The following is a 15,750-nucleotide window of genomic DNA, read 5'->3' as shown; positions in this document are numbered from 1 at the left end:
ACCTTTACGGGATTCGAAGAGCTATTTCTCAACCTGTATTTAAACGTTAAAAAAAGAGCCAGAAATACATATTCTGTCTCTTCATTCAATATATCATGTTAGAAAACTTGTACCGATAACCTAGGATTGAGCCGGAGCTTCAGTAGTCAATGCGGCCTTGCGGGAAAGGTTGATTCGACCTTGCGGATCAATTTCCGTAACTTTTACAGTAATGGAATCACCAATGGCAACAACATCTTCCACTTTGGCAACACGTTCTGTAGACAGTTGTGAGATGTGTACCAGACCTTCTTTGTTTGGTAACACTTCAACAAATGCACCGAATTTCTCTACACGTTTCACTTTACCGACATAAATCTCGCCGATCAGTACTTCACGCACGATTCCCTCGATGATCGATTTAGCTTTATCATTCATCTCCTGGTTGGAAGAAGCGATAAAGACGCGTCCATCCTGTTCAATATCAATTTTAACACCGGTTTCCTCGATGATTTTATTGATAATTTTACCACCTGCACCGATAACATCACGGATTTTGTCCGGATTGATATGCATGGTTGTAATTTTAGGTGCGTATTGTGAAAGCTGCTCACGTGGAGTTTTCAAAATTTCGTTCATTTTGCCCAAAATGTGCATACGACCTTCTTTGGCTTGCGCCAATGCATCCGACAAAATTTGACGATTAATCCCATCAATTTTAATATCCATTTGAATCGCGGTTACACCTTCTGGTGTTCCTGCTACTTTGAAGTCCATGTCACCCAGGTGATCTTCCATACCTTGAATATCACTCAGAATGGATACATGATCACCATCTTTGATCAGACCCATAGCCACGCCCGCAACCGGAGCTTTGATTGGAACACCTGCATCCATCATAGCTAAAGTGCTGGCACAGATACTTGCCTGAGATGATGAGCCGTTGGATTCCAGAACTTCAGATACCAAACGAATCGTGTATGGGAAATCCGTTTCGGAAGGAATCACTTTGGAAAGAGCGCGCTCACCCAGTGCACCATGTCCGATTTCGCGACGGCCTGGAGCACGCAATGGACGAGCTTCACCTACGCTGAATGGTGGGAAGTTATAGTGATGCATGAATCGTTTCGTTTCTTCAAGACTGATTCCGTCCAAAATCTGAACATCACCCAGTGCACCAAGTGTACAAACGCTAAGCGCTTGCGTTTGACCACGTGTAAACAGTCCTGTACCATGTGCACGTGGCAGCAGAGATGTATCACATTCAATTGGGCGAATTTCAGCAAGTCCACGTCCATCCGGACGAACTTTATCATGGGTGATCAGACGGCGCACTTCTTCTTTGACGATATCATGCAGAACTTCCTTCACGTCTTTGAGCAATTCCGGACTTTCAATATATTTCTCTGCAAAGTGAGCAACGGTTTCGTCATTCACGAGATCGATTGCATCCTGACGAGCGTGTTTCTCAGCAATTTTAACCGCTTCAACCAGACGAGCACTGGCGAAATCACGCACATCGCTGTTAACTTCAGCATTAACGGTATGCAATTTCACAGCCATTTTTTCTTTGCCGGCCACTTTCACGAGTTGTTCGATTACAGCAATAATATTTTGGATCTCATCATGTCCGAACATGATTGCTTCGAGCATCACTTCTTCCGGCACTTCGTTTGCTTCGGCTTCAACCATCATGATGGCATTTTTGGTTCCTGCAACAACCAGTTCAATCTCACTAACTTCAAGCTGTGCAATCGTTGGATTAATGATGAACTCACCATCAATGCGTCCCACTTTTACGCCACCAATCGGTCCACTGAATGGAACATCCGAAATGCTCAGTGCAGCCGATGTACCAATCATTGCAGCGATTTGCGGTTCGCAGTCCTGATCCACACTCATAACGATATTCAGAACTTGTACATCATTCCGGAAGCCTTCCGGGAACAATGGACGAATCGGACGGTCAGTCAGACGGCTTGAAAGGATCGCTTTCTCACTTGGTCTGCCCTCACGTTTAATAAAGCCACCCGGGATTTTACCTACGGCATACAATCTTTCCTCATAGTTTACCGTTAATGGGAAAAAGTCCAGATCTTTCGGCTCACTTGATGCTGTCACGGTACACAATACAACGGTATCCCCGTACGTTACCTTAACGGCAGCATTAGCCTGCTTGGCCAAACGCCCGGTTTCAAGCGTAAGCTTTCTTCCACCAAGCTGCATTTCAACACGCTGTTCCATGAAATTCCTCCTTTTATTCGTTCCTAACACAATGGATTCTGCATTTTCACAGTATTTCCTGCTTGTCCTGTATTCATTAACTCCGCAGCAACATGCTCACTTACAAAACAAAAGCTCCTTGCGGAGCCCTCAGCTACAAATATATGGGAACATATTCATCTACAAAACAACCCGGCTGTAAGTTCCGCTTGTCCTTTTAGACAAAGGAATGACGGATAACAGCCAGGTTGGTTTTGAAAACATGTACGAGAATTAACGACGCAATCCGAGTTTCTCGATCAAAGCGCTGTAACGTTTAACATCTTTGTTTTTCACGTAAGCCAAAAGCTTACGACGTTGACCTACCATTTTCAAAAGTCCACGACGTGAGTGGTGGTCTTTCTTATGCGTACGCAAGTGATCTGTCAAACTTGTGATGTTTTCCGTAAGGATAGCAACTTGCACCTCTGGAGATCCTGTATCGGACTCGTGAGTTTTGTGCTCGTCGATCAGTTGTTGTTTACGTTCTTGAGTCAATGCCATCCTGTTCACCTCCTTCATTATAATCGCCATTAGCCTCGTCACCGCCGGTGAGAGCAAGCAACCAAGCCAAGGTTATGTGTTGTCTCAAACGACAACATAGTACATTATATCATAATTGCCCAGTCAATGTAAATGTAAACATGCATTTTATCCAAAGCCTTAAGATAACAGGCGGCCGGCAGTTAATGCATCTTCACGAATCTGGCTAATCAATGCATCAATCGATTCAAACTTTCGTTCTTCACGAATATAATGAACAAGCTCGACCTTTAATTCCTGGTCATACAAGTGTCCATCAAAATCAAGCAGGTGCACTTCAAACGTAGGTTTCATCCCATTTTCGTGAAACGTAGGTTTCACACCGAGATTCATTACGCCACGCAGTTCCTGATCGCCATACTGCACACGAACAGCGTAAACACCCTTTGACGGTGTAACAAAATGATCCGTGAGTTCAAGGTTAGCTGTTGGAAAACCAATGGTTCGCCCACGCTTCTCCCCGTGAATTACAGTTCCCCTGATACTGTAAGGTCGGCCAAGCCATTGACTGGCCTCATCCATCTCCCCACGTTTCAACAGGCCTCGAATGAGAGAGCTGCTCACTTTCTCACCATTTAACAGGAACGGAGGAACGGTCTCAACCGTCATTTCCCCTTCTCCCAATGTACGAAGAAGCTGTTCATCTCCTGCACCCTTGTGACCGAAACGGAAGTCAAAACCAACTACCGCTGTTCTCGTCTGAAGAGGAATCAACAGGTCATGCACGAATTGTTGCGGCGTCAACCGTGAGAAGTCCTCATTGAACTCCACCACGTAGAGCACATCAACGCCCATCCCTGCCAAGATGTCTTCTTTATCTCTCAAGGGAGTTAAGTAACCCTCGTAATCCCCTTTGCGCATAACTTCCTTCGGATGTGGATGAAAGGTCATGACCGCTGCCTGCATGCCTGTTTCGCGCGCAATGCGGACAGCTGATAAGATGACACTTGCATGTCCGAGATGCAGTCCGTCGAATTGACCAATCGCAAGCACTTGGGGAAGTGTGCTCAGCTCAGTCGAATGTAACGTCTGCGGATAGGTTAGCATTACGGTTTTCACAATCATTCACCTGCATTTCACTTGATAGGCCAAGCCTGAGCATCACCATAACTCAAACCTTTACCTCTTTATTCCGGCAAAAAGACTTTAACCGCTCTCACCGTTGCTTTCAATTCATCCCGCTCAAATATCCCCAGAAACGTTCCATCCTGAGCATATAAGCGCAATAGACCAGGTTGTTCTACAGGTGGTTCCAACAAACGCGCTGACAATTTCTGGCCCTGAAGTGCTCCCTTAGCCAGATCTTTACCCACTGTATGTGATGGAATGGAAGCAATGGCTTCATCAACCGGAATTAACACCTCTGCTAATGTTCCCTCTGCCATGTGTTGCTCCACTTCTTCAATACGGAGGCAACGATCCGCGGAGATTCCCGCCGATATGGTTCGTTCCAGCTGTAACATTGTGGATGGGTATCCCAATTTTCTGCCGATATCCACACACAACGTTCGAATATACGTACCCTTGGAGCACAAAGCGCGGAAGGAAATATCGGTTGTATCACCTTGAATCTCGATTCCTGTCAATTCAAGCTCATATATCGTAACTTCACGACTCTTACGCTCTACCGTTTTTCCTTCACGTGCAAGTTCATACAGACGTTTGCCGTCCACCTTAACCGCAGAATACATCGGCGGAACTTGGGAGATGGTACCCAGAAATTGTTCAAGCACCTTCTGCACCTGTTCCTCAGTCACTTCCACAGGCGTTTCCGACCGCTCGACAACTTCACCCGTCATGTCTTCTGTATCGGTAGACAGACCCAGTCTGAGCGTTGCCAGGTATTCCTTGGGAAGCTCCTGCATGTACTCCACCACACGAGTTGCTCGGCCTAGACAAAGCGGAAGTACGCCAGTGACTTGCGGGTCCAATGTGCCCGTATGACCAATACGCTTCATTTTGAGTATACGACGCATTTTGGCTACGACATCATGGGAAGTAAATCCCGCCGGTTTATATACCGGAAGTACGCCTTCAAATGGTTTTACCATTGTGAATTCACCTGCTTGAGCACTTTTGCGATAATATCTTCCAGTTTGCCTTCCACGCGACATCCAGCTGCGAGAACATGCCCGCCTCCACCAAATGTCTGTGCAAGTGCAGCAACATCAATTTTACCAGCTGAGCGAAGTGATACCTTTACAGCGTTCTCATTAATGACTTTGAAAAAGATACCGACTTCCACACCTTGAATATTACGTGGATAGTTTACTACCCCTTCGAGATCTTCATTCGATGCAACACACGCAATCATGTCTTCAGGTGTGATTACGACCCAAGCTATCTTGCCATCTTCTGTCATCTGTAGGCTGGATAGCGCTTGATTGAGAATCCGAACTTGTGGAAGAGTCACCTGCTCCAACAAGGTCTGGGCCAGATAAGGTCCATCCACTCCATGTTCAAGCAGTCTGGAAGCCGTTGTCATCACATTTGGACTTGTATTGGCATAGCGGAACCCACCTGTATCCGTAAGCAATCCTGTATAGATTGCCGTTGCGACAGCTTTATCCCATGTCACTGGAAACAGGTTGAGGAAATCGAACAAAATTTCAGCTGTTGCAGCAGCATCAGACTTAATGATGTTGACTGTACCATAAGCGTCATTTGTAGGATGATGATCAATATTCAAAATAACAGCATCTTCTTCGAAATACTGACGAGTCAAGCCTACTCTGGCAAAGTCTGCACAGTCCACACAGATTACTGCTTTGTATTTACGCTGCGGGGGTTGTTCGGTCATGTTCACAATGTTGCCGGCTTCCCACAAAAAATGCATGCGTTGCGGAATTTCACCTTCATTTATCATCGTGAATGTCTTACCCAGACATGACAGCAGCCAGCCCATCGTTACCGTCGAGCTGACTGCGTCACCGTCCGGCTGTACATGCGACACGACCAGGTAATCATCATGCTCCAACAGAAATTGCTTTCCGTTCTGAAGCGCCTGTTCATAAGTGTGCATTGCCGTCTCCTTATTCTGTTACTGGGATTCGTTCTTGTCGGAATCAATGTCGCCAAGCAGCTTCTCAATTCGGCTGCCATAAGCGATCGATTCGTCGATCTTGAATATCAACTCGGGAACATGGCGAAATCGGATACGCTTGCCCAGCTCGGAACGCAAAAATCCATTTGCCTTTGCCAGCGCTTTGAGCGTGTTATCTTTTTGCTCCTGTTCACCGAAGACACTCAGATAAACCTTGGCTTGCGACAAGTCTCCTGTCACTTCGACTCCCGTTACGGTAATAAAGCCGATACGTGGATCTTTCAGTTCAGACTGGATGAGCAGACTCATTTCTTTCTTGATCTGCTCGCCCACTCTACCTGTACGAATCTTAGCCATTGTTGTTCACCTCATGCTTCCTTGCTTATCGTTGTACTGTCTCCATAATGAAGGCTTCGATAATGTCGCCTTCTTTGAGATCATTGTATTTATCCAGCGTGATACCGCACTCGTAACCTTGGGCTACTTCTTTGGCATCATCTTTGTAACGTTTCAGGGAATCCAGCTTGCCTTCGTAAAGGACGATGCCATCACGAATCAGGCGTGCTTCCGCAGAACGCGTAATTTTACCCGAGGTAACCATACATCCAGCAATGGTACCCACTTTACTGATAGAGAACGTGCTCCGAACTTCAGCATGACCGATTACTTTTTCTTTGTAGATCGGATCAAGCATACCTTTCATTGCTTGTTCAATTTCTTCAATAACACTGTAGATCACGCGATGCAGACGAATGTCTACTTGCTCTTGATCTGCAGTCAATTTCCCCTGATTATCAGGACGAACGTTGAAACCAATCACGATAGCATTGGATGCCGCAGCCAGAATGATGTCAGACTCCGTGATTGCACCAGCGCCGCTATGAATGATTTTCACGCGTACACCTTCAACTTCGATTTTTGCAAGGGAACCTTTTAATGCCTCAACCGAACCTTGTACGTCACCTTTGATAATGACGTTCAAATCTTTGATCTCGCCATCTTTGATGTGCTGGAACAGATCATCCAGCGTCACGCGAGTATGAGTACCCAGATCGGATTCACGTTGCGTGATCGCACGTTTGTCAGCGATTGAACGCGCTTTGCGCTCATCCTCAAACACCATGAATGGATCTCCCGCACCTGGAACTTCAGTCAGACCTGTGATTTCTACAGGTGTTGAAGGTCCAGCTTCTTTTAAACGGCGGCCTTTGTCATTCACCATCGCACGTACGCGACCGAAGCAGTTACCTGCAACAAAAGCATCTCCAACTTTCAGTGTACCGTGCTGTACGAGGATACGGGCAACTGGGCCACGTCCTTTATCCAGCTCGGCTTCAATCACTGTACCGCGGGCACGTTTGTCCGGGTTCGCTTTGTATTCGTTCACTTCTGCAACGAGCAGAATCATTTCAAGCAGACCTTCCAGACCCATTCTTTGTTTCGCTGACACGTTAACAAAGATGGTATCTCCGCCCCACTCTTCTGGAACGAGTTCATAGCTGGTTAATTCTTGTTTCACTTTGTCTGGATCAGCGCCCGGCTTGTCAATTTTGTTGACAGCCACGATAATGGGAAGCCCAGCAGCTTTGGCGTGGTTAATCGCCTCAATCGTTTGTGGCATAACACCGTCATCCGCAGCTACGACAATAATCGTCATATCCGTAACCTGTGCGCCCCGCGCACGCATCGCTGTAAACGCTTCGTGACCCGGAGTATCCAGGAACGTGATCTTTTTGTTGTTAATTTCAACTTGATATGCACCGATGTGCTGCGTGATTCCGCCTGCTTCGCCATCGGATACATTCGTGGAACGAATCGCATCAAGCAATGTTGTTTTACCATGGTCAACGTGACCCATGATCGTAACTACTGGTGGACGAGATTGCAAGTCAGCAGCTTCATCATTTTCTTCCAGCGTCTCGAAACGATCATCTTCAAGCACGATCTTCACTTCAACCTCAACACCGAATTCACTTGCAAGCAATAGGATCGTTTCGATATCAAGCTCTTGGTTGATTGTTGCCATAACACCCATAGCAATGAGTTTTTTGATAACTTCGGAAGCGTCCTTATGGAGCAACTTCGCTGTTTCACCAACAGTCATATCACCGCGAACGATAATTTTCTTAGGTGTGTTATCAATTTTCTCACGTTGCTGATACTGTTGTTGATTTCTGTTGCGATTGTTTTTGCCGCCACGGTTACCACGGAAGTTGCCGCCACGATTGTCATCATAACGACGTCCACCGCCACCGCTGTTCGAACGGTTACCGCTATTGTTGTTGCTGCCAGTCGTGCCACCTGGGCCGCTTCTGCGTTGGCCTTGTCCTTGGCTCTGACCTTGACCACCACTACGGTTGCCGCCAGTACCGGCATTACCGCCGCCACTTGGTCCTGAAGGTCTTGCTTGACCGCCACCGCTGTTATTCGGACGTTGACCCGATCCTTGCGGACGGGATGTTGTACTGCTTTGTCCACTTTGAGCTGGTCTTGGACGGTTACTTGATTGTCCCCCTTGGCTTGAGCCTTGGGAAGAGTTCGTTCTGTTGCTGCCAGTCGTGCCTTGGCCGCTAGGTCTTTGGGAGCCATTGTTATTGTTTGAATTTGGTCTATTGTTCATACCTACCTGCTTTTCCTGTTGTATTTTTGTTTGTACGGGACTACCGGGTGGGTTACTGCTATTCGGCGTGTTCACTCCGCCGGCCGGCTTGTTGCTGTCCACTGTTTTGTCACTGCGCACTGCCGAAGTAGCAACGGGTTTTGCCTCATTACTTTGCTTCGAAGCAGCAGTGGATTTTATGTCTTTAAAAAATTGTTCCACCTTACCCACTGATCCATTCTCCATAACGCTCATATGATTGTTTACGGGAATATCCAGCTTTTTAAGAATGGTTATAATTTCTTTGCTGCTCATATTAAGGGACTTCGCATACTCATAGACTCGCAATTTATCCTTGTTTTCCTGTTTACTCAATATACTCCACCTCCGACATTATCCCGATTTGCTTGGAGATCATTTTTGCAAACCCTCGATCCGTTACTGCAAGAACAACCCGCGTTTCTTTACCGATACTTGAACCCAGACTATCCCGGTCAAATCCGATCACCAGTGGAACCTTATATGTTCCGCATTTGTCGCGAAATTTCTTTTGTGTATTGGCCGAGGCGTCACCCGCAACAATAACCATTTTAGCTTCGGAAGAACGGATCGCTTTGAGCACGATTTCTTCACCAGTTACAAGTTTACCTGCACGCATAGAGAGTCCCAGATAAGACAGAGTTTTATTATTCATCATTATCACGCTCCTGCGCTGCTACGAATTCATCCTCTACCGCGACGAAATCAGCTGCCAATTGCTCGTAAATTTCCGGTGAAACCTTGCCCTTCAGCGCCCGATCCAGGGACCGGTTTTTGAGTGCAAGTTTAAAACAGGACTCTTTGCCACATAAATAAGCACCTCGTCCGGACTTTTTGCCAGTCAAATCGATAAGCACTTCATCCTCTGGCGTTTTAACGATGCGGATCAGTTGCTTTTTGGGCATCATTTCCTGGCACGCCACACATTTGCGCAGTGGTACCTTTTTTGTTTTCATACGTTAGCGCCCCCCGTGCTTTACTTTAGTCGACGGAGACGGAATCTTGATGCATTTCCGAAGAAGAATCTTTTTCTCTTCCGAATTCCTGTTCCGCCTGGCTCTCGCTCTTAATGTCGATTTTCCAGCCGGTCAGCTTGGCTGCCAATCGGGCATTTTGACCTTTGATACCAATGGCGAGGGACAGTTGATAGTCAGGAACAATAACCCGAGCCATCTTTTCTTCCTCAAACACTTGAACTTCCAATACTTTGGAAGGGCTAAGTGCGTTAGCCACATATTCGTTTACCTGGTCAGAGAAACGAACGATGTCAATTTTTTCACCGCGCAGCTCACCCACAATGGTCTGCACGCGTATTCCTCTTGGGCCTACACATGATCCAACCGGATCAACTTCCTCATTGCGGGAATGAACGGCAATCTTGGAGCGGAAACCCGCTTCGCGTGCAACGGAACGAATCTCAACCACACCGTCAAAAATTTCAGGTACTTCCAGTTCAAAGAGACGTTTCAACAGTCCCGGATGGGTACGGGACAAAATGATTTGCGGCCCTTTGGTCGTATTCTCGACCTTGGTGATATAAGCCTTAATACGATCACCATGAACAAACTTCTCGTTCGGCATCAATTCGGTCAGCGGCAAAGCCGCTTCGATTTTGCCCAGATCGATGTAGATATTGCGCAAATCCTGACGCTGCACCACTCCCGTAACGATATCTTCTTCCTTATCAACGAAAGCGTTGTAGATCAGGCCGCGTTCGGCTTCACGAATCCGCTGGGTAACTACCTGTTTGGCAGTTTGTGCGGCTATACGTCCGAAATCACGCGGCGTAACTTCAATCTCCGCAATATCTTCCAGCTGGAAGTGAGGATTGATTTCTCGTGCAGCAGGCAATGAAATTTCGGTACGTGAATCCAGGACTTCTTCCACAATCAATTTGCGGGCGTACACGCGGATAACACCGGTATTGCGGTTCATATCAACACGCACATTCTGGGCGGTGTTGAAATTACGCTTGTAGCTGGAGATTAGCGCTGCTTCGATTGCTTCGAACAGCACATCCTTGCTGATCCCTTTTTCCCGCTCCAATTCATTCATTGCTTCAATAAAATCCATACTCATGAATGTTGATCCCCCTTTCAAACATGGCATCTCATACGTAAAACGGCGAAAGGCTCTAGACTCATGAGCACCTTGCCGTTATCGTGAGATGTGTCTTTTTCATTAATAAAGTGAACACGGCACCTAAAACAGAATAGCCAGACGCGCACTGGCAACCTTCTCATAAGAAATGGCATGCTGTTTCTTGCCTGCTTCGATCACAAGTTCCCCGTTATCAAAGGAAAGCAGTTTGCCTTCAAATTCCTTTATTCCATTCACCGACTCGTAGGTCGTAATAAATACGTTTTTACCTACGGCTTTGGCAACATCCTCCGCTTTTTTCAGTGGACGTTCCGCACCAGGAGAAGACACTTCAAGGAAATAGATGGTTGGAATCGGATCGTTCTCATCCAGCTTGGCGCTCAGCTTTTCGCTGATCAAGACGCAATCGTCGATGTCGATGCCACCCTCTTTGTCGACATACACCCGTAAAAACCAGTTGCTGCCTTCTTTGACGTATTCGATGTCAACCAGCTCGAAGCCTTGTTCGTTCAAGTAGGGTTGGATCATTTCTTCCACGGTAGATTTAATGTTCGTTGTGCTCAAAACCGATAACCTCCAACTTAGGCTACACCAGTAAATATCACTGGAAAATTATTCATTACCCAAGATTCTTGTATACCAAAGACTAAAGAGTGGGTTTCCCCACTCTTTAGAAATTCGTACTATCTCGTTCACTTCAAAAATTATAACATAGTCTGGTAATAGTGACAAGTAAGCGATAGCTCAGGCCGTTTACTTACTAATGAAGAAAAAAATACGCATACCCGATTACGGATCGATTTATGCCCGTAATCTAACTCTAGAATAAGGATAGCTGATTGCTCTCTGGCAAACCACGGAAACAACCCATGTTGGATAAGAGTTCAATAATAGTCTTACTTGCTTTTGATTTCTGCTGGAAATCTTCCACGGAGAGAAACTCACCATGTTCTCTTGCCGCAGCAATATTGCGTGCTGCATTGTCCCCGATTCCGGCCAAAGCGGAAAATGGAGGGATTAGGGATTTCCCGTCAACGATAAACTTCGTGGCTTCAGAACGATATAAATCGATCGGTTTGAGAGAGAATCCACGAGCAGTCATTTCCAGTCCCATCTCCAGAACAGGCAGCATGTTTTTTTCTTTGGGCAATGCCTGAAATCCTAATTGCTCAATCTCCACAATTTTCCGATAGATAGCGTCATATCCCTGGCAGATCAGTTCGATATCAATCTCATCCGCACGAACGGTAAAGTAGGTCGCGTAATATTCAATCGGATGATACAGCTTAAAGAACGCAGTACGTACTGCTGAGATAACGTAAGCGGCCGCGTGAGCCTTCGGAAACATGTACTGGATTTTGAGACAGGAATCAATGTACCACTGTGGCACTTTACAATTCTTCATCTCATCAATCCATTCCTGTGGCAGACCGCGTCCCTTACGAACACTCTCCGTAATTTTAAACGCCAGACTTGCGTCCATACCCGCCTTGTATATCAGGAACAACATAATATCATCCCGGCAACCAATTACTGTTTTGATGTTACATGTGCCGTTTTTGATCAGATCCTGTGCATTACCAAGCCATACACCCGTTCCGTGTGATAGTCCCGAAATCTGCAACAAATCGGCAAAGGATGTCGGCTGGGATTCGACTAACATTTGACGCACGAATTTTGTACCCATCTCAGGTACACCAAACGTTGCGACAGGTGAACGAATCTGTTCAGGCGTTACTCCCAGCGATTCCGTCGAGTTGAACATGCTCATGACTTTAGGATCATTCATCGGAATCGTCGTTGGATCGACTCCTGTCAAATCCTGTAACATCCGCATCATGGTCGGATCATCATGCCCCAGAATATCGAGTTTCAGCAAATTTTCTTCAAAAGCATGATAGTCAAAGTGTGTTGTTTTCCACTCTGCATTAACATCATCTGCCGGGAATTGAACCGGTGTTACATCTTCGACCTCAATGTAATCAGGTACCACGACAATACCGCCGGGATGCTGTCCTGTACTCCGCTTAACCCCAGTGCAACCAGAAGCCAGACGATTCAGCTCGGCTCCACGCCATTTCTTCTGATGCTGTTCCTCATACTTCTTTGCAAAACCAAATGCTGTTTTCTCAGCCACCGTACCAATGGTTCCCGCACGAAACACGCTTTTTTCACTAAATAGCACTTTCGTGTAGTTATGCGCATGAGGCTGGTAATCACCAGAGAAGTTCAAGTCAATATCGGGAACTTTATCTCCTTTAAATCCAAGGAAGGTCTCGAACGGTATATCCTGTCCTTCTCCTTTGAGTGTGTTACTACAATCCGGGCATTCTTTCTCAGGAAGGTCAAACCCGCTTCGGACACTGCCATCCAGGAACCATTCACTGTGCTTGCATTCCGAATTCACACAGATATAGTGTGCAGGCAGTGGATTAACTTCGGATATACCCAGAAATGTAGCAACGACAGAGGAACCGACTGATCCCCTTGACCCTACGAGGTAACCATCCTGATTCGATTTTTTAACCAGTCGTTCCGAGATCAGATAGTTGGCAGAGAAACCATATTTAATAATTGGGATCAGTTCTTTCTCTAGTCTTGCCACAATCACTTCCGGTAGTTCCTCGCCATAGATTGACTTGGCGGTGTTATAGCAGGTATTACGGATTTCTTCATCCGCACCTTCCAGAATCGGTGTAAACAATTTGTCCGGGAACAGCTTGATTTCTTCAAACCGTTCAGCTAATTCGACCGTATTCGTAACCACAACTTCGTATGCTTTATCCTGCCCTAAGAACTGGAACTCTTCCAGCATCTCATCCGTCGTTCTAAAGTGAGCATCCGGTTTACGCTGATCTTTGAGCGGACTAAATCCTGTGATCCCATGAATCGTGATATCCCTATATAGCTTGTCTCGGGGTTCCAGATAGTGCACATTACCTGTGGCGATTACTGGTTTATCGAGTTTTGTCCCGATATCAATGACTTTGCGTATCGCCGTTTTTATTTCTTCTGGTGTAGCTACTAACCCTTTATCCACCAAATGCATGTACATCGTCAGCGGCTGGATCTCCAAAATGTCATAAAACTCGGCGATCTCTTCCGCTTCTTCAAGCGATTTGTTAAGCACCGCTTCGAAGAACTCGCCTTTTTCACAACCAGATAAAATGATCAAACCTTCACGTAAATTGATAAGTTTGGATTTTGGAATGCAAGGTACCCGCTTAAAATGCTCCGTATGAGAAAGAGATACCAGTTTGTAGAGATTTTTCTTACCAATCTCGTTTAAGGCGTAGATTCCGCAATGGAACGGTCTTGTATTCGACAAATCGACACCCACATAATCGTTAAGACGATCAAACATCGTCAATCCTTTCATCTGGGCAGCATCATTTAGCAATCCGGTCATTATGCCAGCAAGAGCAATCGTATCGTCGATGGCACGGTGATGACTCTCCAGCCCGACCTTATATTTATCTGCCAGCGTATTCAGACGGTGATTTTTCATTTTTGGATAAAGTAATCGCGCCAATTCCAACGTATCCAGAACAGGGTTCGGAAGTTCCGGCATTCCCAGTTGTCTCAGGGAAGCCTGGATGAAGCCCATATCGAAACGTGCATTATGCGCAACCAGTACCCCATCACCAGCAAACTGTACAAATTCACGAATAACAGGTTCCAGCTCCGGTGCATCTTTCACCATGTCATCGTTGATGTTAGTCAGCTGTTGAATATTATAGGGAATGCGCTCATGCGGATTAACAAACGTAGCGAATCGATCAATCTCTTTACCGTCTTCCATTTTCACAGCAGCAATCTCAATGATCTTGTTCTGTGTGACCGAAAGACCGGTGGTCTCAATATCAAATACGATATACGTTGCTGTTTTGAGCTCCAACGGCTGCGGATTCATTACAACTGCAACAGAGTCGTTCACTACATTGGCCTCAAGCCCGTAAATCATTTTAATTCCGTTTTTCTTCGCTACCTTGGAGGCCTCCGGATATACCTGTACACCACCATGATCACTTACTGCAATCGCTTTGTGACCCCATTCTGCTGCTGTTTTCACGTACTTATCGATCGAAGTTACAGCATCCATCGTGCTCATTGTCGAGTGTAAATGGAACTCCACCCGTTTCACCACTGCATTATCCTTGCGGGACGGCGGTGCCTTAACTTCAATCAAATCCGAAGGGATCATAGCCAGTTCCGGAATTTGCATAAATCTGTCGTATTCTACACGGCCACGCACTTTCACCCATTTGCCATTTGACAGCAAGCTGAGAATTTTAACATCCTCTTTTGTCTTGGCAAACATCTTCATTTGCATGGAATCGGTGTAATCCGTCAGATAGAATGTGAACAATGTATTGCCATTTCGCAGTTCTTTGCGGTCAAGGCCGAAAACAGCTCCTTGCAATGTAACCTTTTTCTCTTCATCCTGGATTTCCTGCATGGGTACAGGTGGCTCCTTGATATCGTATCCCATTTGCAAACGCAAGTCGCCCTGTTCTTCATCCACAGGCATTTCCGACTCCGCTTCACTCATCATCTTTTCGATGACCTCAAGTTCCTCTATACGTTTTTTGGCCTGGAACTGCTCCATCGCCTCTTTATTGCTTGCCACTTCGCCCACTTGCATCTTGATGCGAAGCGGTAGATGAAAGTACTTGTCATAAAAAGTCGTGATAGCCTGATCAATCTGTTTCTTACGTGCCAGTTCCATTGATGTTGCGTCACTCATTGTCAGTTGCAGCAGATCTGCTTCACATTCAAACGTGGTACGGTTCATCCAACCGTTTACAGAAGGAATCTCGCGCGTGACCCACTCCAAGAACAGGTTCCAATACTCACTGACGATATCGCCAATCTCTACCTGTTCACTATATTTGAAGCCAAAAGAAATTTTGGCAATATGATTCATCTTCTCCTGGATATGCAGACAAAACGTACGATAGATTGGAGCAGGCACCAAGGTATCCTTCGCGATCAGGATATTCCAGTCCCGATTATTACGATTTGTCTCCACTCGCTCGATCCATCCATCCAAAAAGTAAGGCTCCACTAGGCCAGCCGGGAGCTCCGTCTGTTTCATCAACAACTCAAACCGTTTTCTTTTCTCCTCGAATCCACTCATCCTGTTCCTCCTTGCCCCCCCTTAAAACATAAAAAGCTTCTGCAT

At 46.1% G+C, this 15,750-nt stretch carries 12 protein-coding genes; all 12 read right to left on the bottom strand.

What is annotated here, in order from left to right; genetic code table 11:
- Positions 1 to 120 precede the first annotated feature (120 nt).
- Positions 121 to 2,223, bottom strand: a complete 2,103-nt coding sequence (gene pnp, locus ACR32F_RS11790; RefSeq protein WP_440118871.1) for a polyribonucleotide nucleotidyltransferase — start codon at positions 2,221 to 2,223, stop codon at positions 121 to 123.
- Positions 2,224 to 2,475: 252 nt separating this feature from the next.
- Positions 2,476 to 2,745, bottom strand: coding sequence for a 30S ribosomal protein S15 (rpsO, locus tag ACR32F_RS11785; protein ID WP_017689136.1), 270 nt, complete (start codon positions 2,743 to 2,745; stop codon positions 2,476 to 2,478).
- Between the two features lie 159 nt (positions 2,746 to 2,904).
- Positions 2,905 to 3,843, bottom strand: a complete 939-nt coding sequence (locus ACR32F_RS11780) for a bifunctional riboflavin kinase/FAD synthetase (RefSeq protein ID WP_440118870.1) — start codon at positions 3,841 to 3,843, stop codon at positions 2,905 to 2,907.
- A 68-nt stretch (positions 3,844 to 3,911) separates the two neighbouring features.
- A complete protein-coding gene (gene truB / locus ACR32F_RS11775) occupies positions 3,912 to 4,835 on the bottom strand; it encodes a tRNA pseudouridine(55) synthase TruB (protein ID WP_440118869.1) in 924 nt (307 codons plus the stop codon).
- A complete protein-coding gene (locus ACR32F_RS11770; RefSeq protein ID WP_440118868.1) occupies positions 4,829 to 5,806 on the bottom strand; it encodes a DHH family phosphoesterase in 978 nt (325 codons plus the stop codon). The genes truB and ACR32F_RS11770 overlap by 7 nt, the downstream gene beginning before the upstream one ends.
- A gap of 18 nt (positions 5,807 to 5,824) precedes the next feature.
- Positions 5,825 to 6,184 carry a 30S ribosome-binding factor RbfA gene (gene rbfA, locus ACR32F_RS11765; RefSeq protein WP_440118867.1) on the bottom strand — a complete coding sequence of 120 codons (360 nt, stop codon included), beginning with the start codon at positions 6,182 to 6,184 and terminating at the stop codon, positions 5,825 to 5,827.
- A 25-nt stretch (positions 6,185 to 6,209) separates the two neighbouring features.
- Positions 6,210 to 8,801 carry a translation initiation factor IF-2 gene (infB, locus tag ACR32F_RS11760; RefSeq protein WP_440118866.1) on the bottom strand — a complete coding sequence of 864 codons (2,592 nt, stop codon included), beginning with the start codon at positions 8,799 to 8,801 and terminating at the stop codon, positions 6,210 to 6,212.
- Positions 8,794 to 9,123 (bottom strand): YlxQ family RNA-binding protein, encoded by a 330-nt coding sequence (locus tag ACR32F_RS11755; protein ID WP_440118865.1) that lies wholly within the window; start codon positions 9,121 to 9,123, stop codon positions 8,794 to 8,796. Before ACR32F_RS11755 ends, infB begins: the two co-directional genes overlap by 8 nt.
- Complete coding sequence (gene rnpM / locus ACR32F_RS11750) at positions 9,113 to 9,421, bottom strand: RNase P modulator RnpM (RefSeq protein WP_440118864.1); 309 nt, start codon at positions 9,419 to 9,421, stop codon at positions 9,113 to 9,115. Before rnpM ends, ACR32F_RS11755 begins: the two co-directional genes overlap by 11 nt.
- Before the next feature lie 25 nt (positions 9,422 to 9,446).
- Positions 9,447 to 10,544: a transcription termination factor NusA gene (gene nusA / locus ACR32F_RS11745; protein ID WP_440118863.1), complete on the bottom strand. Its 1,098-nt coding sequence runs from the start codon at positions 10,542 to 10,544 to the stop codon at positions 9,447 to 9,449.
- Positions 10,545 to 10,667: 123 nt separating this feature from the next.
- Positions 10,668 to 11,129, bottom strand: coding sequence for a ribosome maturation factor RimP (gene rimP / locus ACR32F_RS11740; RefSeq protein WP_440118862.1), 462 nt, complete (start codon positions 11,127 to 11,129; stop codon positions 10,668 to 10,670).
- Between the two features lie 256 nt (positions 11,130 to 11,385).
- Positions 11,386 to 15,705 (bottom strand): PolC-type DNA polymerase III, encoded by a 4,320-nt coding sequence (locus ACR32F_RS11735; RefSeq protein ID WP_440118861.1) that lies wholly within the window; start codon positions 15,703 to 15,705, stop codon positions 11,386 to 11,388.
- Between the last annotated feature and the right edge of the window lie 45 nt (positions 15,706 to 15,750).

The sequence above is a fragment of the Paenibacillus hebaui genome (assembly GCF_051934385.1).
Classification (GTDB): Bacteria; Bacillota; Bacilli; order Paenibacillales; family Paenibacillaceae; genus Paenibacillus.
Note: the sequence above shows the minus strand (reverse complement) of the source record. Positions and strands in the feature narration are given on the sequence as shown.

Bases quoted from the DNA above. Each gene is read 5' to 3' on its own strand.
- pnp (WP_440118871.1), bottom strand. From the start codon at position 2,223: ATGGAACAGCGTGTTGAAATGCAGCTTGGTGGAAGAAAGCTTACGCTT.
- rpsO (WP_017689136.1), bottom strand. From the start codon at position 2,745: ATGGCATTGACTCAAGAACGTAAACAACAACTGATCGACGAGCACAAA.
- truB (WP_440118869.1), bottom strand. From the start codon at position 4,835: ATGGTAAAACCATTTGAAGGCGTACTTCCGGTATATAAACCGGCGGGA.
- ACR32F_RS11770 (WP_440118868.1), bottom strand. From the start codon at position 5,806: ATGCACACTTATGAACAGGCGCTTCAGAACGGAAAGCAATTTCTGTTG.
- rbfA (WP_440118867.1), bottom strand. From the start codon at position 6,184: ATGGCTAAGATTCGTACAGGTAGAGTGGGCGAGCAGATCAAGAAAGAA.
- ACR32F_RS11755 (WP_440118865.1), bottom strand. From the start codon at position 9,123: ATGATGAATAATAAAACTCTGTCTTATCTGGGACTCTCTATGCGTGCA.
- rnpM (WP_440118864.1), bottom strand. From the start codon at position 9,421: ATGAAAACAAAAAAGGTACCACTGCGCAAATGTGTGGCGTGCCAGGAA.
- nusA (WP_440118863.1), bottom strand. From the start codon at position 10,544: ATGAGTATGGATTTTATTGAAGCAATGAATGAATTGGAGCGGGAAAAA.
- ACR32F_RS11735 (WP_440118861.1), bottom strand. From the start codon at position 15,705: ATGAGTGGATTCGAGGAGAAAAGAAAACGGTTTGAGTTGTTGATGAAA.